This window comes from Rhodoglobus galactosidasius, assembly GCF_054957775.1.
In genome coordinates, this window is the sequence record NZ_JBQIAV010000002.1 from 199,013 (window position 1) to 223,353 (window position 24,341).

Below are 24,341 nucleotides of genomic sequence, written 5' to 3' on the forward strand. Positions count from 1 at the left end.
CTATTCCTCGTCGCTGCTGCCGTTGCCGGGCAAGTTCTGGTTCACGTTGTAGTCAACACCGAGTTGACCTTCGTAGCCAGCGGAGCGCTGAGCCTCGATGTAGTCCTCGTACTCAGCCTCGGAGACAACCTTGACCGTGAAGAGCATGAGTGAGTGGTACTCGCCGCACAGCTCAGCACACTTGCCCTGATAGGTGCCTTCCTTGGTAGGAATGAAGTACATGTAGTTGCTCTTGCCAGGGATCATGTCCTTCTTGTACAAGAAGTCGATTACCCAGAAGGAGTGAATCACGTCGCGTGATTCGATCTTGATTTCAACCTTCTTATCGACCGGAAGAACCAACTGTGGCAATTCATCCACGTTGATCGTGCCGTCGGGATTGAAATCAGCCTGGACTCCCGGGCTGTAGACGTTCTCATCGATGTAGTTGAAGTCCCACGCCCAACGCTTTCCAACGACTTCGATGGAAACGTCGGGGTTTACCTCGACCCCTTCAATCGCTGCTTGGTCACGAGCGGTAAAGGCGAAGAAACCGATTACGAGAATCAGGGGCACAATCGTGTAGAAAATCTCGATCGGCAAGTTGTAGCGCAACTGAACGGGGAGCCCGGTCTGTCCGCGGCGACGACGGTAGACGACGGCGGCCCAGATGATGAGCCCCCACGTGATGACACCCACGATCAAAAGCACGATCCACGACGTAACCCAAAGCCCTATAACGCGGCTTGTGTTGCTAGTAGTCTCGGGGTCTCCTGGGAGGTAACCCTGAAGTTGGTCTTGGGTACAACCGGACAAAACCAGCATCGTAACCAGAGCGATGGGGATCGCTGCCCATCGAATTCGGCGGTTAGAGCGCACCTGTGACCTCTCGAAGAACACGGACTAATACCTTTCCAGTCTATAGGGAGCCAGAGTGTCTGATGATTACCGGCTCGCCCCACACAAGAGAAAAGGTGCGCCGGATCGGCGCACCTTTTCAAAAAATTGGTTCGAAACTAGTGAAAACTGTCACCACAGGCACAACTGCCCTCAGCATTCGGGTTGTCGATAGTGAAACCCTGCTTCTGGATGGTGTCTTCGAAGTCGATGCTTGCACCGTCAAGGTACGGAACGCTCATCTTGTCGACAACTACTTCTACGCCGTCGCCGAAGTCAACGCTCACATCGCCGTCGAGAATGCGCTCGTCAAAGTAGAGCTGGTAGATGAGCCCCGAGCATCCGCCCGGCTGTACGGCCAGACGCAAGCGCAGGTCATCGCGACCTTCTTGCGACATCAAGCTACGGACCTTGTCGGTGGCAGCCTCGGTCAGCGCAACCCCATGGGCAGCAGTTTCAACAACGGTTTCAGTCATGAGCTAATTCTACGCCCGACGTTCCAACTTTGCGAGCAGCAGCGCCTCCGTGAGGATGGCGCGCTTGAAAACGCCCAAATGTAACGACTCGTTCGGGCTGTGCGCACGCGACTCAGGGTCTTCGACTCCCGTGACCAAAATTTGCGCCTCAGGGAATACTTCGACGAGGTCGGAAATGAACGGAATCGAACCGCCGATGCCGGTCTGTAGGGGCTCATTGCCCCACGCCTCGTGCATTGCAGCTGTGACAACCTCGACGGCCCAACCGCTGGTATCTACAAGGAACGGGCTTCCACGGTCGACATCCGAGATCTCAAGGTGGGCTCCAAAAGGAGCATTGGCTTCAAGGTGGGCTTTCAGGGCATCGAACGCGTCATTGGGGTCCTGCCCGGGCGCAATGCGCGCACTGAGTTTCACGGTAACGCTCGGCGACAGAGTGTTGGATGCGTTCATTACTGTCGGCGCATCGATGCCTGTGATCGTGATGGCCGGCTTGTCCCAGAGGCGACTGAGCACGCTACCGATGCCCACTGAAGAGACACCGTCAAGCAGGCCAGCTTCATGCCGCAACTTTTCTTCGCTGTATTCGGGTGTCTGTCCATCACGGCTGATCAGTCCGTCTACAGCGACGGCACCGACCTCATCGTGCAGAGTCGCAAGAAGTTTTACTGTCGCGAGCATCGCATCCGGCACCGCTCCCCCGAACATTCCCGAGTGCGAGGCGTGAGAAAGGGTCGACACCTTCAGCTTGAACGTGACGTTTCCGCGCAGGCCGACGGTGAGCGACGGGGTATTGATGTCCCAATTGTCGGAATCAGCAACAACGATGACATCGGCGGCAAGCTTGTCGCGGTTCTCGGTGATGAAGCTCGCAAACGAGCGCGAGCCGAACTCTTCTTCTCCCTCGAAGAATGCCACGAGTCCGAGATCGAAGTCGTTACCCACGGTTGCAACGAATGCGCGGATCGCGGCAACGTGGGCCATGATGCCCGCCTTGTCATCAGCGGCTCCGCGACCGTACAGGCGGTCGCCACGCACGGTCGGCTCGAACGGCGGCGAATCCCAATCCGCATCCTGACCGGGAGGCTGCACGTCATGATGGGCATACAAAAGAATTGTTGGCTTGCCATTCTTAGCCTTGCGCGTAGCAAGAAGCGCCGGATGACCCAGCGTTGTCTCATCAATCGGTGCACGCGCGAGTTCCACGCTGTCGAAAACGCCGATGCCCTCGATCAGCACTTTGGCCGCCTCGGCGCTGCGCTGAACCTCCTCCGAATCGAAGCCATCCCAGGACACTGAAGGGATTCGCACAAGCGATGACAACTCCGCAATTGTTGCTGGCATTGCTGCAACGACCGCCTCAGAAAGTGAGTCGAATAGAGGGTCGGGAGTCGTCGACGCGGACATCGGCTGCGGCGTGTGAGTCATACGGGTAATCTTAGATCGACATCAACGCAAGGAACCTAGTGGCAAAAGCATCTTCGTCCGATAGCAACTCGACTCCCGAAACCCCGGCTGACCACGAAAGTGTCGCCGGAAAGGGACGCCCGACCCCCACGCGCAAAGAGCGCGAAGCGGCCAACCTGCGCCCACTCGTCTCTGACGACCGCAAGGAGGCCCGTCGCCAAGCGCGCACTCAAGTGCAGGCTGAGCGTGAACGCGCTCGCGTCGGCATGGCGAACGGTGAAGAGAAATACCTGCCGGTTCGTGACCGCGGCCCACAGAAGCGCTACGTTCGCGACTACGTAGATGCCCGCTTTAGCGTCGGAGAACTACTGGTTCCCGCGATGTTCGTGGTCATCATCTTGACCCTCTTCCCTCAGCCCGAGGTGCAGGTGTTCGGACTGTTCGCGCTGTGGGGCTTCTTCATCGTCGCAACAATCGACGCAATCCTGCTCGGACTACGCCTCCGCCGCAAGATCGCTGAAAAGTTTGGCGAATCGCGCGTTGAGAAGGTTCGGTGGTACGCCGCGATGCGTTCATTGCAGCTGCGCATCATGCGACTGCCCAAGCCACAGGTCAAGCGCGGGCAGTTCCCGAGCTAGACCTCGCGCTCAGCACCCAGCGCGGCGCTCGCGAGGCCGCGCTGGGTTGGCTAGGCCGCGCGCTCGGCGCGTAAGAGCGTTGCGAGCCTGCGATTGATCGACCGCGCCCAGAATGGGCCGCGGTAGATGAACCCGGTGTAGCCCTGAACGAGGGTTGCGCCCTCTCGCAGGCGGTCAGCGACATCCTCAGCCGTTTCGATGCCACCGACCGAGATCACACAGAACTCGGCAGGAACAACACCGCGGATGACCCGCAATAGTTCTAGCGACCGCGCGGCAACAGGTTTGCCTGAGACCCCACCGGCGCCAGCAGCGTCGATGATGTCGGGTTCCGTCGCGAGCCCTTCGCGAGAGAGCGTCGTGTTCGTCGCGATAATGCCATCGAGTTCTTCGACGGCAAGGCGAGCGATTGCCGCAGCTTCATCATCAGTAATGTCCGGGGCGATCTTGACGAGCACCGGGGTAACACCGGCGGCAGATTTCACTGCGGTAAGCAACGGCTTGAGCCTGTCAATCTCTTGCAACCCACGCAGTCCTGGGGTGTTCGGCGAGCTCACGTTCACGACCAAGTAGTCGGCAAGCGGAGCCAACGCACGAGCACTCGTAAGGTAGTCGGCAACGGCAGCCTCAACAGCAACGACTCGTGACTTGCCAATGTTTATCCCGATAATGGGTCGCTGTGCTCGCTTTCGTGCACGCTCAATCACCAAAGATGCTTTGACTGCACCTGCGTTGTTGAAACCCATCCGATTGATGACGCCGCGGTCGGCAACCAGACGGAAGAGTCGCGGCTTGGGGTTTCCCGGCTGCGGAAGCGCAGTAATCGTTCCCACCTCCACGTGGCTAAAGCCGAGCTGTCCAAGGCCGTGGATTCCAACACCAGATTTGTCGAATCCCGCAGCGACCCCAAATGGTGAATCAAAACTCAGGCCGAGCGTCTCAACTCGAAGTATCGGATCTGGAGTGCGTTGCAGTAAGGGGCCGATGCCAATCCCTGGAAGCGCTCGAATCACCGCGAACGCCAGTGAATGGGCGAACTCGGGGTCGAGTCGCTTGAGAACGGTGCGGAAGAAGAACTCATACATGGGCAGCGGTGCTCTCAGCGATAGAAGACAGTGTTCAACAACGGGGCCAGACTAGGTGTTCGTGCCGTGATCCAAACGGAGCTGGCTAATGGCCGAGTCAAAGTCGTCGAGCGAATCGAAAGCTTGGTAGACGCTAGCGAACCGCAGGTACGCGACTTCGTCGAGATCTCGCAGTGGCGAAAGAATGGCCAAGCCGATCTCGTTCGCATCAATCTGGGCAGCGCCCGTGGCGCGAATTGACTCTTCGACCTTCTGGGCAAGCACTGCCAGATCGCCGTCAGTAACTGGTCGCCCTTGGCATGCCTTGCGCACACCACTAACGATCTTCTCGCGGCTGAATGACTCAACAACCCCGTTGCGCTTGATCACGTTGAGTGACGCCGTTTCGGTCGTCGAGAATCGTCGCCCACACTCAGGGCACTGTCGACGTCGACGAATCGAAAGGCCATCGTCGCTCGTGCGAGAATCGACAACCCGGCTATCGGGATGCCTGCAAAAAGGGCAATACATAGTGGGTCAAGCGTACCCGGTTAGCGGTCTGTGAACCGTGCACTCACAGCCGCGCCGTGTGCAGGAAGATCCTCTGCCGTGCTCAGTGCGACGATGTGCGGCTCAAGCGCCCGCAGCGCATCGTGGCTGTACCGAATCACCTGCTGAGGACGCAAGAACGTATACGCGCCGAGTCCGGACGAGAAGCGCGACTGACCACCGGTAGGAAGCACGTGATTAGAACCCGCCAGATAGTCGCCGAGGCTCACAGGCGACTGCGCACCAAGGAATATCGCACCGGCATTGTCGATCATGTCTAGAACGGTGCCTGACTCTTCAGTCTGAATTTCTAAGTGTTCCGGACCGTAGGCGTTGCTTAGCGCAGCGGCAGCCGCCATGTCGCTGACCAACACGATCGCGGACTGTTGGCCTTCGAGGGCGGTACCTGCGCGCACGGAATGCGCCGTCGCCGCAAGCTGCTTGGCAAGCTCGATGCGCACGGCATCCGCCAACTCCTCTGAATCGGTGACCAAGACTGCGGCTGCGAGCTCATCGTGTTCGGCCTGGCTCAGCAGGTCTGCCGCTACGAGACGCGGCTCAGCATTCGCATCCGCGATGATCAGAATTTCGGTTGGACCAGCCTCGGAATCGATGCCGACCATGCCCCGAACTGCGCGCTTAGCTGCGGCGACGTAAACGTTTCCTGGGCCTGTAATGATGTCAACGGGATCGAGCCCCAAATCTGGGATTCCGTAGGCGAAAGCACCGATCGCTCCCGCGCCGCCCATGGCATAGACCTCGTCGACACCTAGCAAGCCTGCGGCGCCAAGAATTGTCGGATGCACCGCTCCCCCGAAATTGCGCTGCGGAGGGGACGCGAGAGCCACCGAAGAAACGCCGGCGACCTGCGCAGGAACCACATTCATGATCACGCTCGACGGGTAAACGGCCTTGCCGCCAGGAACATAGAGCCCGACGCGGTTGACGGGCTGCCAGCGCTGTACGATCTCAGCGCCATCGCCAAGTTCGGTCATGATCGGTGGCGGAACCTGAGCTTTGCTCGCGGTGCGAACACGGTCAATAGCAAGTTCGAGAGCCTCGCGCACGGCTGGTTCGAGTGCGCGAGTAGCACGAGTGATCTCATCGGCGTGGATCCGTACCCGGTCAGGTCGCACCCGGTCTAGGCGTTCAGCTTGGTCGAGCAGCGCCTGCTCGCCTCGCTCGCGGACATCGTCAATGAGCTGAATCGCCGCAGCAGAGGCGACCGAAACGTCCATTTGAGCACGAGGGATGACACGGGAAAGTTCAGCGCGGCTCAGAGTGGCGGCACGAAGATCGATTGTATTCAGTGACATGGCCTCACCATGTTAGTTCGTTCTGTGCCCGGAATTCTTTCACGCCGATTAGGCTTGATAGAGAAGACATGGATAATTCAGTAGCAACAGAGGGAATCGACGCTTTTAAGAGCGCATTCAGACGCCACGCGGCTGGCGTAGCAGTAGTGACGTCGATCGCACCCGATGGCCATCCGGTAGGATTCACAGCCACATCCCTCGCATCGCTAGCGGCCGTTCCCCCGCTCGCCACCTTCAATATGGCTCAAGTTTCAAGCTCCTGGCCCGCCATCACTATTGGAAACCAGGTCGCGATTCACATGTTGGGTCCGCGTAGCCGTCACTTGGCCGAACGTATGGCCGCTGATCATGACCTTCGGTTTGTTGGAGACCACTGGCACGCCGATGACAGCGGTCTCCCAATGCTCGATGGTGCGACTGCGATTGTGATTGGACGCATCGTTGACGTTCATCCCGTGCACAACAATGCGGTCGTGGTCGTTGAAATCGATCACGGCATTTTGGGCGACGAAGATGAAGCTTTGCTCTACCACGAGCGCACCTACATGCGCCCGCACGCTCTCGACGACTAGTCCAAGCGCGCTACAGACGTGCGCAGCCGACTAGCGCGTACTAGCCTAGGCAGCCGGGACCGAGCAGCGTTTTGAGTTCGCCGTAGAGGTCCGCTGACACCCTGACACGGTAGGGCACTTCAAAGACTCGCGCTACGTCACCGCGCACGAGGCGCAATCGCACTTCGACGTCGCCAGAGTGCCGAATGAGTACATCGCCGAGCCCCGCAACCACATCTGTGGTCGCCCGTTGCTCATTGAGCGATACCACGATCGGTCCGGAACCCAAGCTCGGACCAAGCTCTGGTGAGAACATGCTGACTGCGTGCAAATTCATGCCATCGTCCCGAGCACTTGCTCGCCCGCGAACCACAACGATTGAGTCATTGACAAGTCCCGGAGCGAACTCCTGATAGGTCTTGCCCAGGAACATGACGCTAATCTCGCCGCCGAAGTCTTCGACCGTGACAATGCCGTATTGGTTGCCGCTGTTGCGGGCGACCCGGTGTTGAACACTCGTGACAAGCCCTGCGATCGACACGTGCTCGCCATCGGAGACCACATCACCAGACAGAACCTCGGCGATGGAGGCATCCTGATGCTTCGCGAGCTGAAGCTCGAGACCCGACAGCGGATGATCGGACACATAAAGCCCCAACATCTCGCGCTCGAAGGCGAGCTTGTCGCGCTTTGACCACTCCGGTCGCTCGGGCACGCCATCATCGTCTTCATCGAAATCAAAGATGCCGCCGAACAGATCTACCTGACCGTTGGCTTCGTTGCGTTTGAGGCTCACTGCCGAGTCGCACGCATCCTCGTGGATCTCGAGGAGTCCGCGACGGGTTGCTCCGAGAGAGTCAAACGCACCCGACTTGATGAGAGACTCCACCGTGCGTTTGTTCGCCACCTGGATGGAAACCTTGCGCAAGTAGTCGTGGAATGACTCGAAGCGGCCCTTTTCAGTGCGCGCACGAACTATCTGCTCCACCACCGCGGAACCAACGTTACGAACAGCTCCGAGGCCGAACCGGATGTCGCCAGAAACAGCAGTGAAGTTGACGGTGGACTCGTTGACATCGGGCGCCAGCACCTTGATGCCCATGCGACGGCACTCGCTCAGATACATTCCGAGCTTGTCTTTGGAGTCTCCGACGCTCGTGAGCAGCGCTGCCATGTATTCGGCCGGATAGTTGGCTTTGAGATAGGCGGTCCAATAGCTGAGCACGCCATAGCCGGCACTGTGAGCCTTGTTGAAGGCGTAGTCGGCGAACGGCATGAGCGTTTCCCACAGCACCTTGACGGCTTCTTTGCTGAAGCCGTTGTCGATCATGCCGGTTTCAAAACCGATGAACTGTTTGTCGAGCTCTTCTTTCTTCTTCTTGCCCATTGCGCGACGCAAAACGTCCGCTTGACCAAGCGTGAATCCCGCAACTTTTTGAGCCACGGACATCACTTGCTCTTGGTACACGATCAGACCAAAAGTGGTGCCGAGAATCTCCTTCAGCGGCTCTTCAAGCTCGGGATGGATCGCATCGATGTCCTCCAAGCCGTTCTTACGCAGAGCGTACTTGGTGTGAGAGTTCATTCCCATGGGTCCCGGGCGATACAGCGCGATCACGGCGGAAATGTCTTCGAAGTTGGTGGGCTTGAGCTGCTTGAGCAGCGCACGCATTGGCCCGCCATCCAACTGGAACACACCCAGAGTGTCGCCGCGGGCAAGCAAGTCGTAGGTTTTCTGGTCGGCATCCAGATCAAGATCTTCAATGACCAGCGGCGAGCCAGTGTTTGCCTTGATCATCGTTAGCGCATCTTCGATGACGGTGAGGTTTCGCAGCCCCAAGAAGTCCATCTTGATCAAGCCGAGGCTCTCGAGCGGTGGCTGATCGAACTGGGTGATGATCGCGCCGTCGTCTTCGCGGCGCATGATGGGCAACACGTCGAGCAAGGGTTCGGCAGAAAGCACGACACCGGCCGCATGGACGCCCCACTGGCGTTTCAGTCCCTCGAGTCCCACAGCAGTGTCAAAGACTTTGGCAGCTTCGGCATCAGTATCGACGATGCCACGGATATCTGCGGCCTCTTTGTACCGTGGCGCGTCTTTGTTGCGCACATCATGAAGCGAGATGTCTTTGCCCATGATGGCTGGCGGCATCGCTTTGGTGAGTTTCTCACCTACCGAATACGGCATGCCCAGCACTCGAGCAGAGTCTTTGAGCGCTTGCTTTGCCTTAATCGTCCCGTACGTCACGATCTGAGCAACGCGGTCGTCGCCGTACTTATCGGTGACATAGCGAATGACTTCGCCACGTCGCCGATCATCGAAGTCGACATCGACATCGGGCATCGATACACGTTCGGGGTTCAAGAATCGCTCAAAGATGAGGCCGTGAGCGAGTGGATCCAGCTCGGTAATTCCGACCGCATACGAGGCCATCGAACCCGCTGCAGAACCACGACCCGGGCCGACCCGGATGCCCTGCGCTTTCGCCCACTCAATGAAGTCGGCGACCACTAGGAAGTAGCCGGGGAACCCCATCTGCTGAATTACGTCGACCTCGTATTTGGCTTGTGCGAGGTGCGCTTCGGATGGCGCGCTATTGAACCGCTTGTTCATTCCACGCGCGACCTCCTTTTCAAACCAGGTCGCTTCCGTCTCCCCGTCGGGAACCGGGAAGCGTGGCATGAGATCGCGGCCCTCAAAACTGACTTCGCAACGCTCTGCGATCACGAGCGTGTTGTCGCACGCTTCAGGATGCTCGCGGAACAAGGAACGCATCTCGGCAGCCGACTTGAGGTAGAACTCGTTCGAATCAAACTTGAAACGGTTCGGGTCATCGAGCGTGGACGCTGACTGCACGCACAACAGCGCCGCGTGTGCCGTCGCATCGTGAGAGTGCGTGTAGTGCAAGTCATTTGTCGCGAGCAGAGGCATGTCGAGCTCTTTGGCGAGCTTAATGAGATCGAGTATCGTGCGACGTTCGATATCGATGCCGTGATCCATGATTTCGGCAAAGAAGTTCTCTTTGCCGAAGATGTCTTGAAAGTCAGCCGCAGCCTGTCGCGCCTCGTCGTAGAGACCAAGACGGAGCTTGGTCTGAACCTCGCCACCGACGCAACCCGTCGTAGCGATAATGCCCTTGGAGTACTGGCTGAGTAGCTCACGATCCATTCGCGGCTTGAAGTAGAACCCCTCGATCGACGCCTTAGATGACATGCGGAACAGGTTGTGCATGCCTTCGTTGTTCTGAGAGAGCAACGTCATGTGGGTGTACGCACCACTGCCGCCAACATCATCCCGAGTCTGATGGCTGCCGCCCCAGCGCACGCGAGTCTTGTCGCCGCGAGCCGTGCCTGGCGTGATGTAGGCCTCGGTGCCGATAATCGGCTTAATACCGCGGGCGGTGGCCGACTTCCAGAAGTCATAGGCACCAAACATATTGCCGTGGTCGGTGATCGCGATCGCCGGCATTCCCTGTTCGACAGCAGCGTCGAGCAGAGGGCCAACACGCGCCGCACCATCGAGCATCGAATACTCACTGTGAACGTGCAAGTGCACAAACGAGTCGTTATTAGCAGCCACAGACACTCCGAATTCTTTCGAAATCCAGCCTAGGCCAGCACCCCAAACAGACTCTAACTGACGCGCCCTAGTCGGCCCGAAGCACCTCAAGTGCAGCCTGAAGGTCAGCCGGATATGGCGACTCAAACAGCACCTGTTCGCCGGTCGCTGGATGCGCGAATCCCAGCTTGTGGGCATGCAGCCATTGGCGATTCAGGCCAAGCCGCGCCGAAATCGTGGGGTCTGCGCCGTACATGCTGTCGCCAACACAGGGGTGACGCTGAGCTGCCATGTGCACACGGATCTGATGCGTGCGCCCAGTTTCGAGTTGCACTTCGACCAGAGCAGCAGAAGGAAACGCTTCAAGCGTCTCGTAGTGGGTGATGGAGTCTTTGCCACCGGCAACGACCGCAAACTTCCAGCTTGACCCCGGATGCCGACCGATCGGAGCATCGATTGTCCCCGCGAGCGGGTCAGGGTGCCCCTGTACGACGGAGTGATAAATCTTGTTCACTTCGCGGTCATGGAATGCACGCTTGAGTTCCGTGTAGGCGAGTTCTGACTTCGCTACCACCATGAGCCCGCTAGTTCCCGCATCGAGGCGGTGCACGATTCCTGCGCGCTCGGCGGCACCAGAGGTCGAGATGCGGTATCCAGCACCCGCAAGCGCTCCCAGCACAGTTACCCCATCCCATCCAACCGATGGGTGGGCTGCGACACCGGCCGGTTTGTCAACGATGACAATGTGGTCATCGTCGTAAACGATGCCCAGAGCATCGAGTAGGACTGGCACGATTTGCGGCTCTGTCTTAGAGACCCAGGAGACTTCGATCCACGCACCCTCAGCCAGTCGGTCAGACTTGCCGACTTCGACACCATCCATCGTCACGCCGCCAGATTCGGCAACCTCTGCGGAAAATGTGCGAGAGAAGCCAAGAAGCTTGGCTAGGGCTGCGTCTACGCGCTGCCCCGCAAGACCTTCAGGAACCGGCATACTACGGGTTTCCACAACTGCTCCTTGGGTTCGTGCTCAAAGTAATAACGGGTGCTGCGCTGCGGTCAGTTTTTGACACGAGCGCAAACATAGCAAAAGCCGCCAGCAGCGGAGGAGCCGAAGCTCTCACCGACTGCTGACGGCCTGTGCGAATAACTAGCTGCCGGAGAAACCGGTGAAGCTTGCCGGAGGCCGCTGGGCCGACTGCGGCGCAGCGAAGTCTTCGGGTGACGAGTGGCCCGCTGGCTGTGCAACAGGAGCAGACTCATCCTGAGCCGCATCCTCCTGAGCCGCATCCTCCTGAGCCGCATCCTCCTGAGCGGACTCTTCCTGAGCCGGTGCGCCGGCGGAGACGAGGCTATCGGAGTCGAGTTCGTGGAGTTGGCCCTCGATGTAGCTCTTCAGCTTCTCGCGGTACTCGCGCTCAAAGTCTTGCAGCGACTCGATGCGGCTTTCAATTGCTTCGCGCTCTTGCTCAAGCGAACCGAGCTGATCGCGCTGCTGGGCTTCCGCATCAGCGAGGATTTCTGCCGCGGATGCTTGACCTTCAGCGATGAGTGCGTCGCGCTTCGTAATGCCATCCCGAACGTGCTCTTCGTGCAGGCGGCGGGCGAGCTGGAGCAAGTTGTTGGTGCTGCTGGCATCATCGAGGGCCGACGAAGTGGGCTCAGACTCCGGAGCAGCAGGTGCCGGTGAGCTCTCGATTGCCGCACGAGCGGACGCCGCAACGGGTGCGGGGGCAGCGTTAGTGCTGTTTGGCGACTGCTGCAGTTCGTTCGAACGCGACTCGACAGCGGTCAAACGCTGTCGAAGCTCGTCGTTTTCCTGATTAAGCCGACGCAGTTCGACAACGACCTCGTCGAGAAAATCATCGACGTCATCTTGGTCGTATCCCTCACGGAATTTTGTTGATTCAAAGCGCTTGTTAACCACATCTTCTGGAGTCAAAGCCATTGCCGCCACCTCTAAAACTTTCTTTCAACGTATACACAACGTTTAACCTTCGAGTCACATCGTAACTACGAATCCTGACTAGTTGCCGCGTGCTCTCTGCACAAGAGTACATCTGCACGCGCTAGATCAGGAAGCCCCTCAAAATGGAGGTGAGAATAATGGCCACGAGCATCACAAGCATCCACGACAAATCAAGCGCACCGCTGCCAATGCGGATCATCGGAACAACCTTACGAACCGCCTTGATCGGCGGATCCGTGATCGTGAACACTACCTCCGACAGCACAAGCCCGACACCGCTCGGTCGCCACCCTCTGGCGAAAACGACAACAAGATCGAGAATAAACCGAGCCCACATCGTAAACATGAAGAGGTTGATGGCGATGATGGCCACCGTGGCGACAATTGAAACCGGATTCACTCTTCTAGGTTACCGGTGAAACTCGCTGGCGATGCGCAGGGTAGTTACTGAGCGAAGAACGAGGCGTCGACGTCAGACTCAACCTCGGCCTGCTCACCGCTAACCGCAACGTGTGCCGGCGACAGCAGGAAGACCTTGCTCGTGACTCGTTCAATCTTGCCGTAGAGACCCTGTGACAGGCCACTGGCGAAGTCGACCAAGCGACGAGCATCCGGCTCGCTCATCTGAGAAAGGTTGATGATTACGGGGATGCCCTCGCGGAAGTTTTCAGCAATGAGCTGGGCGTCCTTGTACTGGCGCGGGTGCACCGTCAAAATCTCGTTCATCTCTGCCTCCGCAGTACTGGGCGCAGCGCGACGCAAAGGAGTGACTGGCGCGCGATTAGAGCTCGCTGGTGCCTGTGCTGCCGCAACAGGGGCAACCGGCGCAACCGGCCCCTGCTCGTATTCGTAGTCTTCATCGGCGAGGCCGAGGTAGACCATTGTCTTGCGCAGTGGGTTGGCCATAATAATCCTCCGAATGGTGAAGCTTCTGCTTCGAGATTAACCATGGTCGGGTCGTTTTCCCGTGATTGCCGTGCCAATTCGTAGGTGTGTCGCGCCTTCAGTGATTGCTTCTGCGAAGTCGCCCGACATTCCCATCGAGAGTGCACGGGCGTGCGGATGCTGTGCCCCTATGCGCTCGGACAGCGCCCTTAGAGCGGCGAACGCGGGTCGCGGGTCCTCGCCAAGCGGCGCCACGCCCATGAGGCCTCTCAGCTCGATTCCTGCGGCACTAGCCACACGATCGGTGAAACCTTCAAGTTCGCTGGGAAGCACTCCTCCACGACCTGGATCATCGGTCAGATTCACTTGGACGAACACGTCGAGCGGATCGACTGCTTCGTCAATAGCGAGTGCTGCGATCAAGGAGTCGCGGTCCACCGAGTGGATAGCCTGACAGTAGGCGCGAACCTGACGCGCCTTCTTGCTCTGCAACTGGCCCACGAAGCTCCAGCGTGCGTCGAGATCAGAGAGCTCAGCAACTTTTGGCTGGGCCTCCTGGTGCCGGCTCTCGCCGAAATCTCGCACCCCGAGGTCATGCAGTTCACGCACCAAGCTCGCAGGATGGAACTTGGTGATGACGATTCTAGAGATCGAAGACAGATCGCGAGAAGCCGCGCGTGCGGCATCCGCGATCTGGTCGTCGACGTCTGCGAGTCGTTGGCCTAACGGTGTCAGGTCAGGCATGACTACTACTTCAAGAAATCAGGAACGTCGAGATCGTTGTCGTTCTCGGCATCATCATCAAAGCTGCGATCGATCGTCGCGGCAGCGACAACACTCGGCTGCGACTTCCAGTCAGTGTCTTTTTCCGTCGGCTTCTCAGCGGCAGCGATGTGCTCGGCTGGCGCCTCAGGCACGACATAGTTAGTGCGGCGACCTTCAACAGGCTTAGACGACGGCTCTCCCCCGTCGAACCCTGCAGCAATAACCGTCACGCGCACTTCGTCACCGAGAGTGTCGTCGATAACCGCACCGAAGATGATGTTGGCTTCTGGATGCACTGCCTCTTGCACGAGGCGTGCCGCATCGTTGATCTCGAAGATTCCGAGATTCGATCCGCCCTGAATCGACAGCAGCACACCGTGCGCCCCATCGATGCTGGCTTCGAGCAGTGGGGATGCCACAGCAAGTTCAGCCGCTTTTATGGCCCGGTCGGCCCCTCGTGAAGAACCGATTCCCATCAGCGCAGAGCCTGCGCCCTGCATCACTGACTTGACGTCGGCGAAGTCGAGGTTGATGAGGCCCGGAGTGGTGATGAGGTCCGTGATGCCCTGCACGCCGGCAAGAAGAACTTGGTCGGCGGTGGTGAAGGCTTCGAGCATGCTGATGCCGCGGTCGCTGATCTCGAGGAGGCGATCGTTCGGTACAACGATGAGGGTGTCGACCTCGTTCTTGAGGGTTTCGACACCGATTTCTGCCTGTGACGAGCGGCGCTTACCTTCGAAGCCGAATGGCTTGGTGACAACACCGATCGTGAGCGCACCGATTGACTTCGCAATGCGGGCAACTACGGGGGCACCGCCGGTACCGGTTCCGCCACCCTCGCCTGCAGTAACGAACACCATGTCGGCGCCAGCAAGTGCTTCTTCGATCTCTTCTGCGTGATCCTCTGCAGCACGGCGACCGACCTCGGGGTCAGCGCCTGCGCCGAGTCCACGGGTCAGTTCGCGACCGACGTCAAGCTTGACGTCTGCGTCGCTCATTAGCAGTGCCTGGGCGTCGGTATTGATCGCAATGAACTCGACGCCTCGCAGGCCAAGCTCGATCATTCGGTTGACGGCGTTAACTCCGCCACCACCGATGCCGACTACCTTGATGACTGCGAGGTAGTTCTGGTTTGATGTCACGTTCGGCCTCCACTGGAAACTATCAACCTCGACTTGAGGTTTAAAGTTATGCTCAGTATGTATTTCTTGAATTGAGAGTATGCGGACACTGGGCAACAGAGATGCACCGCTCACCGCGTGTCGGAAAGTGTTCGGGCAATTAGCGGAAATCGCGGTCTCGAGTTCGGTCAGATCGACCAACACGACAAACCAGTCGAGCTCGGGTCAGCTCGGATTAGCTCGGTCGGAAGATTCCGTTGCTCGGAGCTGACACATCGAACTCGCCTGGCCTACCGGCATCCGTTATGGAAATAAGCGACGCCAAGAGCGCAGCCTTCTTGGCAGAGTCACTCGCGCTACCCCAGACGACACGTTGGCCGACGCCCGCAAGCACGAATGACACATCGTCTTTCGTCGTCGCCGAAGCGCTCGTCACTTGCACCCTCAGATCAGACGGGAGCGAGAGTAGGACTCCGGTAACTGCAGCGAATGCCGGACTCGAAGTATCCGCTCCCCCGGCATCAATCAGAGGAACACCATCGATGCGCTCTGCAGACTCCTGAATGGTGATGCCCGCTGGATCGACCAGACGGAACACCCCGTCGATCTTCACCGAGCCGATCGGTTGGCGCTCAACGATATGAACGAGAAGTGTGTCTGGCGGAACGATCTCCGTGACGTAACTGCGAATCAGTGGGAACACCGAAAGCTCCTCAGTGATCGCATCAAAATTGAGCAGAGCAAGCGGCGTGCCCGATTGAGTCTCTACCGCAGACTGGATCTCTGCGGGGTCGATGCGGTTGGTGCCGTCAACAACCACTGTGCGGAGCGCCAAAATTGGCGAGAACACCGCAACAGCGATGAGGGCAAGAAGCGAAGCGACCAGACCGGACACTGAAAGAAGAACCACCTTGCGGGTGCGTGCTCGCCGAGTAAAGCGACGCAACTCTGCTCGCTCTGCCCGCTTTCTGGCTCGCGCTGCGTGACGAAGCTGCTTCTTTGCCAGCGCATCCGGACTCGGCCCACGTCCGCGCAACTTGGGACGAGGTGCGCGTTCAGGGCGAGGCTGCTTGGGTGCTGGCTGCTTGGATGCTGGCTTGGGTGCGGCCGGATTGCCTGCCTTGGGCGCGCCAGCGGCAGGAGAGGAAGGTTTGCGTCGCGGCTTGGCGCGCGGAGCGGCCGACTCGGCGACAGGCTTATCGAAACCCTCAGGCCTCTTCACTCGGCACCTGATCTGCAACACTCGGTGCCGCTGCACGAGACGACCCGCGACTCTCCATTGCCGCAACCAGTTGCGGGATGATGCGGTAGACATCGCCACAACTGAGCGTCATGACAATGTCGCCCTCATTCGCGAGCTCGGCCACACGGTCTGCAGCCAGCTGCCAATCCGGGACAAAATCGACGCGGGTGGCATCCGTGAACTGCGAAGAAACAAGCTCGCCGGTGACACCGGGAATCGGATCTTCACGAGCACCGAAAACGTCAAGCACCACCGTGTGATCTGCGAGCCGCTCATACACTTCAGCAAACTCAGTGGCCATGTCGCGCGTGCGACTAAACAGATGTGGTTGATGCACAGCAATTAACTTGCCACCGCCGAGCACACTTCGTGCACCGCTGAGTGCAGCCTCAACCTCAGTGGGGTGATGGGCATAGTCGTCATAGACGCTCACACCATCAACAACCGCGTGAAGTTCAAAACGACGCTGAGTTCCGGCGAAGGTCGACACAGCATCGATTGCCGCGCCAAGTTCGAAACCGAGCCCTACAAGAACAGCAATTGCTCCCGTGGCGTTCACGGCATTATGGCGCCCAGGAACAGACAATTGCACTCGCTCTTCGCGGCCATCGACGACGATCGAGAAAGCGATAGGACCTTCAGAGGTCAACGAATGCATCCGCACCATCGCATCGTCCGCTTCGCCGAACGTGACCACGTTTTTGTGGGTCAATCGCTTCGTGACTCGAATTGCGCCGGCATCGTCGCTAGACAACACAACCGCCTCAGAGGAACGAGACGCAAACTCGACGAAAGCATCGTCAAATGCTTCGTGCGATCCATAGTGGTCCAAGTGATCAGCGTCGACATTCGTAATCAGGGCAATCGCAGTCGAGTAGAGCAAGAAAGAGCCATCTGATTCGTCAGCTTCAACGACGAAGAGATCGTCAGCTCCTGACCCGGAACTTGTCTCGAGGCCCTGAATAACACCACCATTGACGAAGCTTGGCGAGGCGCCCAGCTCGCGGAGGGCAGTAATGATCATGCCTGTCGACGTTGTCTTGCCGTGGGCTCCGGCAACAGCGACTAGGCGCGTATCGCCAACAAGCCATGCCAACGCCTGAGAACGGTGAAGCACGGGGATGCCCCGCTCAACAGCCGCCAAGTATTCGGGGTTATCTGGCCACAGTGCGCCCGTGTACACCAGCGCATCGGCATCGCCGAGATGTGCGGCGTCGTGCCCAATGCTGATCGTGGCGCCAGCCATGCGAAGCGCGTCAATATTGGCATTCGCTGCACGGTCGGATCCTGTGACGGCGATTCCGGCATCCACAAACAACTGAGCGATACCGCTCATGCCTGCGCCACCGACACCCACGAAATGGGCCGAGGTCAACGGGCCAGGCAACGGCATAGTCAGGTCAGGAAAGATCATGATGTCAATGGTAGATCGCGACCGAGGGCCCGATCGACGAGCTCGAGCATCCGATCGGTTCCATCAAGCGAGCCGATCGTCGATGCCCGCGCTGCCATATCAGCGATTAGCGCACGCCTGCGCAGCATCGGCACGAGTTCGCCGGCGACCCATCGACCGGTGAACTGGACATCCGCAACCAGTACAGCGGCGCCCGCGTCAACTGCGGTGCGAGCGTTGTACTTCTGTTCGCCATTCCCTACCGGATACGGAACATAAATGGCGGGGATGCCGAGTCCAGTCAATTCGGCAACCGTCGACGTGCCTGCACGGGCAATCGCCAAGTCAGCCGCAGCCAGAGCCAGCTCCATACGGTTGCAGTACTTCACCACGACATAGCCTGGCAACTGTGGGTCGTCAACAACATCGCGGTACTCACCGGTGATGTGAAGAACCTGCCATCCCGCACCCAAGATTCGTGTCACCGATCCCGCGACTGTGTCATTGATGCGCTTCGCTCCCGACGAGCCGCCAGTCACGAGGAGGATTGGTTTCTTGGGATCGAGCCCAAAAAACTCGTCTGCTTCAGCGCGAGCGGCAAAACGGTCGAGCGTTTCGATCTCTGCGCGGAGAGGCATCCCGACCACCACACCACCACGAATGGGTGTGCGATCAAAGGCGGTACCGACGAAAGACGTGAAAAATGAGCCAAGGCGATTGGCGATTCCCGGCCTGCTATTCGCTTCGTGAATCACGAGAGGCACGCCAGCCTTGCGCGCACCCAAATACGCTGGAGCAGCGACATAGCCGCCAAACCCGACGACGACATCCACACCACGCGCGGCAATGAGCTCAGCGACATGGTCGATCGTGTCGCGCAAACGGCGCGGAAATTTCAGGGCCGCTCGATTCGGCCGGCGCGGAAAAGGAAGCTTGTCGATCGTGAGTAACTCAAAGCCGCGCTCAGGAACCAGCCGAGCCTCAAGTCCCTCTTCGGTACCAAGCACAAGAACTTCAGCCTCTGGTTCGCGCACACGAATTCGCTCAGCGACAGCAAGAAGAGGATTCACATGACCGGCTGTTCCACCGCCGGCAAGTAAATAGGTGGTCATCGACGTCCTCGTGCTCGATCAGCTGCGAGCATGCGTGAGCGATCCGCAGCAGACTGTGTTGGCGGCGTTGCGGCCGTGGTCATACGCGGTTCAGGCTTGTTGCCCGCTCGCGCAAACGACAGCACTATTCCAATGGCGAGAAGTGTCGCGATCAGAGCAGAGCCGCCAGTTGAAATCAGGGGTAGCGGAACGCCAAGTACGGGAAGCACTCCCAGCACCACCGCGAAGTTCACAAACGCCTGCCCCACTGTCCACACCATGACACCGGCGGTGGCGATCCGCACGAAGCTGTCGTTGGTTGAACGGATGATGCGGATAAACGCAATGGCCAAAACAACGAAGAGCAGCAGCACCACGGTCGCGCCGATGAGTCCAAGCTCTTCGCCAATAATGGCAAAAATGTAGTCGTTGTCGGCGTGAGGAAGCCAGCCGCGCTTGGCGACCGAGTTACCGAGCCCTGTGCCGAAAATGCCGCCGCCAGCCAAAGCCCAATACGCGTGGTCGATTTGCCAGCAGGCATCCTGATAGTCGAGCTCGGTGCATCCGTTGATCCACACACCGATACGCGAACTTCGGGAACTGCTCGTACCCGCAAACAGCAAAGCACCGACCGCAACGCCCAGCACTCCAACGGCGAGAAAACGCATCCGCACACCGGCAAAAAAGAGGCACCCAAACACGATGAGCAGCATGATGGATGCTGTGCCCAAGTCGTTTCCGATGAGGACGAAGCCGATAGCAGCGCCGGCAACGGGGCCGACCGGCAGCAGCACATGGCGCCAGTCGGAGAGCAGATCCTGCTTGGTCGACAGTACCCAAGCGACCCACACGATCACGGCGACCTTCACAAATTCCGAGGGTTGCGCGGTGAAGGACCCGAAGCGAATCCAGTTTTGGTTTCCGCCGTAGCCGTAACCAATCCCGGGAATGAAGACGAGAAGTTGGAGCACACCGCCAAAGACGAGCCCGGGCCACGCCCATCTCTTCCAGAAGCCGACTGGAGCGCGCGACGCGATGAGCATGAGCGGCACCCCGATCACGGCGAACATGCCTTGGCGAAGGAATCGCCCGAAGAAACCTTCGTCGGCGGTGAACGACTCCACGGACGATGAGGAGAGCACCATAACGAGCCCGAAAATCACGAGAAAGAGTGTGGTTCCCAGCAGTAGAAAGAAATTGCTCGACTGTGCCGAAAAGATTCGGGTTACGGGGACACGCGCTGACACTGGCGCGTCAGACGAAGACGCGGGTGTAGACGAAGACGCGGGTGTAGACGAAGACGCCGGTGTAGACGCAGACGCCGGACGCTTTCCGCGAGAGGCAGTTGACGCTTGACGTGGCTGCGGTTTCGACTGTGGCGGGACCGGCGTCGAGTTATTCGGCCGTTGGGGGCGCTGTGGGGGCGTCGGTGGTGTCATCGTCGCTCCCTCCTACTCGTTCACGCACGGCAGTCGCAAATTGCTCTCCGCGATCGGCATAACTGGTGAATTGATCCATGGATGCTGCTGCCGGTGCCAATAAGACCGTGTCACCATCGGTAGCGATTCCGTGCGCCATCTCCACGACGCGCGGCATCACGTGTTCAGTGTCAGTCGAGTCCACCTCGAAGACCGGAATCTGGGGCGCGTGTCGCTCGAATGCCGCAAGGATTGCCAACCTGTCGGTACCGATGACTATCGCCGCTTTGAGGCGCTTAGCGTGCTGCTGAATGAGCGGCGCGACATCCACACCCTTCAGTAGTCCCCCGACAATCCACACAACGGGGTCGACTGCGGAGAGCGATGCGCTGGCCGCGTGAGTGTTTGTGGCCTTGGAATCATTAACCCACGACACTCCCCCGCTCTCAAGCACTACTTGGTTTCGGTGTGCATCCACTTCGAAGCTGGCGACACCGGCACGGAGCGCCTCAACACTAATTCCGGCTGCCCTAGTGAGCGCACTCGCAGCAAGAATATTGGCCAGCATGTGCGGGGCTGCCAGGTTGCGCTGACGAAGCTCTTCGAGAGTAAACAGCTCGACTGCCGCATTGTGGCGGTCATCGTGAAATGCACGTTCGGCGAGCAGGTCGCTGACAATGCCAAAGTCGCTTGGCCCAGGAGTATCGAGACCGAAGCCGATCGCGCGGCAGCCCTCAACTACGTCGGCTTCTTCGACCATCGACTGCGTAGCCAGGACAGCACGGTTATAGACCGCAGCAGCCTTCGTGTTGGCGTACACGGTCGCTTTCGCTTGGGCGTAGGCGTCGCGAGAACCGTGCCAGTCAAGGTGGTCGTCGGCGAGATTGAGGCACACGCTTGCCAGTGGGGAGATTGCTCCCGCACCGTGTCGCGGCATCCCGTGCAACTGAAAACTGGAGAGTTCAACGACAAGAAAGTCGAAGCCATCGGGGTAACGGATTGCGTCAAGCACCGGGATGCCAATGTTGCCGACCGCGCCCGCCCTCATACCTGCGGTCGTAAGAATGTGTGCGGTCAGCTGCGCAGTCGTTGTCTTACCGTTGGTACCCGTGATTGCGATCCACTCTGCAGGCGTGCCGGTCTTGTCGCGCAACCGCCAAGCAAGTTCAATCTCTGTCCACATCGGTACACCAGCGCTGCGGCACCACTCAAGAAGTGCGTGATCGAGTGGATACCCTGGAGAGACGATGACGACGTCTGGCATCTGCGCGGTAAGAGCCGCAACCTGCTCTTCGGACGTGCCGCCAAGCGCAAGAGTCGCGCCAATGACCTGCGCCATCTCGACGCGGTTCTGGGATGCCGCATCCGCGACTACAAGTACGTCAGCCTTGAGCTCGGTGAGAGTATCAGCCGCAGAGAATCCGGTAGCGCCAAGTCCAAGCACTGCGACCTTAAGGTCGCCCCACTCGGAGTTCCAACTGGTGAGGGTGTCGAGGTCGCGCACAGCTACTGGTTGATCCATTCGAGGTAGAAGAGTCCGATTCCGGCGGCAACAAACATTGCCGCGATCAGCCAGAAACGCACGACTACCGTAACTTCTGCCCATCCTTTGAGTTCAAAATGATGGTGCAGCGGGCTCATCAGAAAGATGCGTTTACCGCCGGTGATTTTGAAGTAGGCACGTTGCAGGATCACTGAACCGGTGACGATGAGGAAGAGGCCGCCAATGAGTACGAGAAGAAGTTCGGTGCGGCTCATGATGGCAAGGGCTGCGAGTGCTCCGCCGAGTCCGAGCGAACCCGTATCTCCCATGAATACCTGAGCTGGCGAGGTGTTCCACCAGAGGAAACCAATGAGAGCGCCCGCGATTGCCGCGGCGATGATCGCGAGGTCGAGTGGGTCGCGCACGTCGTAGCACTTGTAGAGCACTTCACGGTCGATGCCAGGGTTGCTGCACGACTGGTTGTTCTGCCAGAAGCCAATGAAGATGTACGACAAGATCGCGAAGATTGCGGAACCCGTCGCGAGGCCGTCGAGGCCGTCAGCCACGTTGACACCGTTTGACGTACTCACGATGATAAGCGTCACCCAGATGGCAAAAAGAATAGCGCCAGCAACAACGCCAAAGGTTGCAAGGTCGAGCCAACTAATGTCGCGCACCCCGGAAATCATGGATGATGCTGGCGTGAGGCCTCCGGGGTCGGGGAAATTGAGCGCCAATGCGGCGAAGCCCGCAGCAACGATGACCTGACCGGCGATTTTCGACCAACCGCCCAGCCCGAGACTGCGCTGCTTGCGCGTCTTCATGAAGTCGTCGATAAAGCCGATGAGACCCAACCCGACCATGAGATAGATCACGAGAAGGCCAGAAAGGGTCACGGTCTCTTGAGCCACCCAGTGTCCAACGAAGTACCCGGCGATAGCGCCTAGGATGAAGACAATTCCACCCATCGTGGGCGTTCCGCGCTTCGTGTGATGGCTCTCTGGGCCGTCGTCGCGAATGAACTGGCCCCACTTCAACCGCACAAACAGGCGAATGAACATTGGAGTCAGCAAAAGGGTGAAGAGGAGCGAGAAGCCCGCTGCAATGAGAAGAGCGATCATGCGGTGACCCCCGCAATCCGGTCACCCAAGTGTCGGAGACCGGCAGAGTTCGACGATTTCACCAACACGACATCGCCCTCCCGCAGTTCCTCACGCAGCACAGCGTATGCCTCTTCGACGCTATCTACGAGTACCGACTCTCCATCCCACGAACCTTCAAGACCGGCGGCATTGTGGATGTGACGGGCCGCGTGACCAATGACGATCAGCTTCTGCACGTTCAGACGCACAATAAGCCGGCCGATGCGGTCGTGCTCTTCGTTTGCGTAGTCGCCCAGTTCTGCTATCTCGCCGAGCACAGCAACCGAACGGTTTTCGGGGCCAACGATCTGCACAAGAGTCTTTAATGCAGCCGCCATGGAGTCGGGGCTCGCGTTGTAGGCGTCGTTGATTACTGTCACGCCGCCTGGAGCGTTGAGCAGTTCCATGCGCCAACGCTCGGCCCGCTCGATCGACTCGAGGGCAGATACTGAACGCTGAGGATCGATGCCGAGCGCACGAGCGGCGGTGATCGCGGCAAGGGCGTTCGTAATGTGGTGCTCGCCCAAGATGCGCAACTGTACGGGGATGACTTGGTCACCGATGTGAAGGTTGAACGCTGTTCCGCGTGCGGTCGCTTCAATCTCGTCGGCCCACACATCCGCGTTGGAATCGAGCCCAAAGAAGCTGACGGATGCGTCGGTCTGCTCGCCCATCGCTTTGACGCGGCCATCGTCGTAGTTGAGAACGGCGGTTGCGTGTGGCGGCAGCGCGGTCACCATTTCGGATTTCGCGCGGGCGGTGGTCGTAGCATCACCAAATTTGCCGATGTGGGCAAGGCCAACCATGAGCACGATGCCGACGTCTGGCATCACGATCGATTGAAGTCGGGCGATATCTCCGATGCCGTCGGCACCCATTTCTACAACAAGGTACTTGCTGTGGTCAGTTACGCCGAGCATTGTGATGGGCGCGCCGACGTCGTTGTTGAACGAACCTTGTGGGGCAACGGTCTCTCCCTCACGTTCGAGGATGCTCCGCAGCATGTTTTTGGTTGTCGTCTTGCCATTCGACCCTGTGACCGCAACAACCTTAAGGTCGCCACGATCCCGGACACGGGCAACAACGGTGCGTGCAAGGGAGTGGAGCGCGTGAACTCCGTCGCCCACAACGATCTGTGCGACATCAAGATCGAGGCGGCGTTCAGCAATCACGAGGGCAACACCGTTTGCGACGGCGCTCTGCGCAAAGAGGTGGCCGTCGGTCGATTCGCCCCGAAGAGCAACGAAGATTGACCCCGCTGTGCTCAATCGAGAATCAGTGTGCACGGCGACTGCCGGCAAACGACGGTCAGCAGTCGTTTCGTCAACAAGCGTCCCACCGACGGCGGTTGCAATCTCGGCGATACTCAGTTCGATCACGTGGTGTGCTCCAGGT

At 58.9% G+C, this 24,341-nt stretch carries 22 protein-coding genes; 2 read left to right on the top strand and 20 right to left on the bottom strand.

Translation table 11 applies throughout. From position 1 onward, the window contains the following. The 3 genes from ctaC to ACTJJW_RS03570 all read right to left on the bottom strand — a co-directional run bounded on the left by ctaC (nt 1) and on the right by ACTJJW_RS03570 (nt 2,780). On the bottom strand, nt 1–858 hold the full coding sequence (gene ctaC / locus ACTJJW_RS03560) for an aa3-type cytochrome oxidase subunit II (protein ID WP_462642892.1): 858 nt from the start codon (nt 856–858) through the stop codon (nt 1–3). Between the two features lie 137 nt (nt 859–995). Further along, the gene (locus tag ACTJJW_RS03565; RefSeq protein WP_462642723.1) at nt 996–1,352 is read right to left on the bottom strand and encodes a HesB/IscA family protein; all 357 of its coding nucleotides are present in this window, start codon (nt 1,350–1,352) and stop codon (nt 996–998) included. Between the two features lie 9 nt (nt 1,353–1,361). Beyond that, nucleotides 1,362–2,780 carry a M20/M25/M40 family metallo-hydrolase gene (locus ACTJJW_RS03570; RefSeq protein ID WP_462642724.1) on the bottom strand — a complete coding sequence of 473 codons (1,419 nt, stop codon included), beginning with the start codon at nt 2,778–2,780 and terminating at the stop codon, nt 1,362–1,364. 38 nt (nt 2,781–2,818) lie between these two features. On the opposite strand from ACTJJW_RS03570, the gene ACTJJW_RS03575 reads away from it, so the two are divergent. After that, on the top strand, nt 2,819–3,397 hold the full coding sequence (locus tag ACTJJW_RS03575; RefSeq protein WP_462642726.1) for a DUF3043 domain-containing protein: 579 nt from the start codon (nt 2,819–2,821) through the stop codon (nt 3,395–3,397). Between the two features lie 50 nt (nt 3,398–3,447). On the opposite strand, the gene ACTJJW_RS03580 is transcribed toward ACTJJW_RS03575, so the two are convergent. From ACTJJW_RS03580 to hisD, 3 genes are read right to left on the bottom strand one after another with little or no spacing between them, the layout of a single operon-like run. Beyond that, complete coding sequence (locus ACTJJW_RS03580) at nt 3,448–4,482, bottom strand: quinone-dependent dihydroorotate dehydrogenase (RefSeq protein ID WP_462642727.1); 1,035 nt, start codon at nt 4,480–4,482, stop codon at nt 3,448–3,450. 51 nt (nt 4,483–4,533) lie between these two features. After that, nucleotides 4,534–4,992 carry a transcriptional regulator NrdR gene (nrdR, locus tag ACTJJW_RS03585; RefSeq protein WP_462642728.1) on the bottom strand — a complete coding sequence of 153 codons (459 nt, stop codon included), beginning with the start codon at nt 4,990–4,992 and terminating at the stop codon, nt 4,534–4,536. Between the two features lie 20 nt (nt 4,993–5,012). Next, complete coding sequence (gene hisD / locus ACTJJW_RS03590) at nt 5,013–6,326, bottom strand: histidinol dehydrogenase (RefSeq protein ID WP_462642729.1); 1,314 nt, start codon at nt 6,324–6,326, stop codon at nt 5,013–5,015. Between the two features lie 68 nt (nt 6,327–6,394). Here hisD and ACTJJW_RS03595 point away from each other — a divergent pair, with 68 nt between their 5' ends. Further along, entirely contained in the window at nt 6,395–6,898 is a 504-nt protein-coding gene (locus ACTJJW_RS03595; RefSeq protein WP_462642731.1) for a flavin reductase family protein, read from the top strand. 40 nt (nt 6,899–6,938) lie between these two features. Here the strand turns inward: ACTJJW_RS03595 and dnaE are convergent, their stop codons facing one another. The 14 genes from dnaE to ACTJJW_RS03665 form a co-directional block, all read right to left on the bottom strand. After that, complete coding sequence (gene dnaE, locus ACTJJW_RS03600) at nt 6,939–10,403, bottom strand: DNA polymerase III subunit alpha (RefSeq protein ID WP_462642893.1); 3,465 nt, start codon at nt 10,401–10,403, stop codon at nt 6,939–6,941. Between the two features lie 121 nt (nt 10,404–10,524). Continuing rightward, nucleotides 10,525–11,445, bottom strand: a complete 921-nt coding sequence (locus ACTJJW_RS03605; RefSeq protein ID WP_462642733.1) for an RluA family pseudouridine synthase — start codon at nt 11,443–11,445, stop codon at nt 10,525–10,527. A gap of 141 nt (nt 11,446–11,586) precedes the next feature. Further along, a complete protein-coding gene (locus ACTJJW_RS03610; RefSeq protein ID WP_462642734.1) occupies nt 11,587–12,384 on the bottom strand; it encodes a DivIVA domain-containing protein in 798 nt (265 codons plus the stop codon). A gap of 121 nt (nt 12,385–12,505) precedes the next feature. After that, nucleotides 12,506–12,805 carry a YggT family protein gene (locus tag ACTJJW_RS03615; protein WP_462642735.1) on the bottom strand — a complete coding sequence of 100 codons (300 nt, stop codon included), beginning with the start codon at nt 12,803–12,805 and terminating at the stop codon, nt 12,506–12,508. 44 nt (nt 12,806–12,849) lie between these two features. After that, nucleotides 12,850–13,311 carry a cell division protein SepF gene (locus ACTJJW_RS03620; protein WP_343923112.1) on the bottom strand — a complete coding sequence of 154 codons (462 nt, stop codon included), beginning with the start codon at nt 13,309–13,311 and terminating at the stop codon, nt 12,850–12,852. 36 nt (nt 13,312–13,347) lie between these two features. After that, a complete protein-coding gene (locus ACTJJW_RS03625) occupies nt 13,348–14,034 on the bottom strand; it encodes a YggS family pyridoxal phosphate-dependent enzyme (RefSeq protein ID WP_462642736.1) in 687 nt (228 codons plus the stop codon). 5 nt (nt 14,035–14,039) lie between these two features. Then, entirely contained in the window at nt 14,040–15,197 is a 1,158-nt protein-coding gene (ftsZ, locus tag ACTJJW_RS03630) for a cell division protein FtsZ (RefSeq protein ID WP_462642738.1), read from the bottom strand. A 214-nt stretch (nt 15,198–15,411) separates the two neighbouring features. Beyond that, the gene (locus ACTJJW_RS03635; RefSeq protein ID WP_462642739.1) at nt 15,412–16,398 is read right to left on the bottom strand and encodes a cell division protein FtsQ/DivIB; all 987 of its coding nucleotides are present in this window, start codon (nt 16,396–16,398) and stop codon (nt 15,412–15,414) included. Continuing rightward, nucleotides 16,385–17,833, bottom strand: coding sequence for a UDP-N-acetylmuramate--L-alanine ligase (murC, locus tag ACTJJW_RS03640; RefSeq protein ID WP_462642741.1), 1,449 nt, complete (start codon nt 17,831–17,833; stop codon nt 16,385–16,387). The genes ACTJJW_RS03635 and murC overlap by 14 nt, the downstream gene beginning before the upstream one ends. Then, entirely contained in the window at nt 17,830–18,924 is a 1,095-nt protein-coding gene (locus ACTJJW_RS03645; RefSeq protein WP_462642742.1) for a UDP-N-acetylglucosamine--N-acetylmuramyl-(pentapeptide) pyrophosphoryl-undecaprenol N-acetylglucosamine transferase, read from the bottom strand. Before ACTJJW_RS03645 ends, murC begins: the two co-directional genes overlap by 4 nt. After that, nucleotides 18,921–20,150, bottom strand: a complete 1,230-nt coding sequence (gene ftsW / locus ACTJJW_RS03650) for a putative lipid II flippase FtsW (protein ID WP_462642743.1) — start codon at nt 20,148–20,150, stop codon at nt 18,921–18,923. The genes ACTJJW_RS03645 and ftsW overlap by 4 nt, the downstream gene beginning before the upstream one ends. A gap of 148 nt (nt 20,151–20,298) precedes the next feature. Beyond that, nucleotides 20,299–21,843 carry a UDP-N-acetylmuramoyl-L-alanine--D-glutamate ligase gene (gene murD / locus ACTJJW_RS03655; RefSeq protein ID WP_462642745.1) on the bottom strand — a complete coding sequence of 515 codons (1,545 nt, stop codon included), beginning with the start codon at nt 21,841–21,843 and terminating at the stop codon, nt 20,299–20,301. Further along, nucleotides 21,828–22,925 carry a phospho-N-acetylmuramoyl-pentapeptide-transferase gene (gene mraY, locus ACTJJW_RS03660; RefSeq protein WP_462642746.1) on the bottom strand — a complete coding sequence of 366 codons (1,098 nt, stop codon included), beginning with the start codon at nt 22,923–22,925 and terminating at the stop codon, nt 21,828–21,830. Before mraY ends, murD begins: the two co-directional genes overlap by 16 nt. Continuing rightward, the gene (locus ACTJJW_RS03665) at nt 22,922–24,325 is read right to left on the bottom strand and encodes a UDP-N-acetylmuramoyl-tripeptide--D-alanyl-D-alanine ligase (protein WP_462642748.1); all 1,404 of its coding nucleotides are present in this window, start codon (nt 24,323–24,325) and stop codon (nt 22,922–22,924) included. The genes mraY and ACTJJW_RS03665 overlap by 4 nt, the downstream gene beginning before the upstream one ends. Between the last annotated feature and the right edge of the window lie 16 nt (nt 24,326–24,341).

What these genes read in the sequence shown, in the direction of transcription:
- ACTJJW_RS03565 (WP_462642723.1), bottom strand. Translation starts at nt 1,352, where the DNA reads ATGACTGAAACCGTTGTTGAAACTGCTGCCCATGGGGTTGCGCTGACC.
- ACTJJW_RS03570 (WP_462642724.1), bottom strand. Translation starts at nt 2,780, where the DNA reads ATGACTCACACGCCGCAGCCGATGTCCGCGTCGACGACTCCCGACCCT.
- ACTJJW_RS03580 (WP_462642727.1), bottom strand. Translation starts at nt 4,482, where the DNA reads ATGTATGAGTTCTTCTTCCGCACCGTTCTCAAGCGACTCGACCCCGAG.
- nrdR (WP_462642728.1), bottom strand. Translation starts at nt 4,992, where the DNA reads ATGTATTGCCCTTTTTGCAGGCATCCCGATAGCCGGGTTGTCGATTCT.
- hisD (WP_462642729.1), bottom strand. Translation starts at nt 6,326, where the DNA reads ATGTCACTGAATACAATCGATCTTCGTGCCGCCACTCTGAGCCGCGCT.
- ACTJJW_RS03595 (WP_462642731.1), top strand. Translation starts at nt 6,395, where the DNA reads ATGGATAATTCAGTAGCAACAGAGGGAATCGACGCTTTTAAGAGCGCA.
- dnaE (WP_462642893.1), bottom strand. Translation starts at nt 10,403, where the DNA reads ATGCTCGATGGTGCGGCGCGTGTTGGCCCTCTGCTCGACGCTGCTGTC.
- ACTJJW_RS03610 (WP_462642734.1), bottom strand. Translation starts at nt 12,384, where the DNA reads ATGGCTTTGACTCCAGAAGATGTGGTTAACAAGCGCTTTGAATCAACA.
- ACTJJW_RS03620 (WP_343923112.1), bottom strand. Translation starts at nt 13,311, where the DNA reads ATGGCCAACCCACTGCGCAAGACAATGGTCTACCTCGGCCTCGCCGAT.
- ACTJJW_RS03625 (WP_462642736.1), bottom strand. Translation starts at nt 14,034, where the DNA reads ATGCCTGACCTGACACCGTTAGGCCAACGACTCGCAGACGTCGACGAC.
- murC (WP_462642741.1), bottom strand. Translation starts at nt 17,833, where the DNA reads ATGATCTTTCCTGACCTGACTATGCCGTTGCCTGGCCCGTTGACCTCG.
- ACTJJW_RS03645 (WP_462642742.1), bottom strand. Translation starts at nt 18,924, where the DNA reads ATGACCACCTATTTACTTGCCGGCGGTGGAACAGCCGGTCATGTGAAT.
- murD (WP_462642745.1), bottom strand. Translation starts at nt 21,843, where the DNA reads ATGGATCAACCAGTAGCTGTGCGCGACCTCGACACCCTCACCAGTTGG.
- mraY (WP_462642746.1), bottom strand. Translation starts at nt 22,925, where the DNA reads ATGATCGCTCTTCTCATTGCAGCGGGCTTCTCGCTCCTCTTCACCCTT.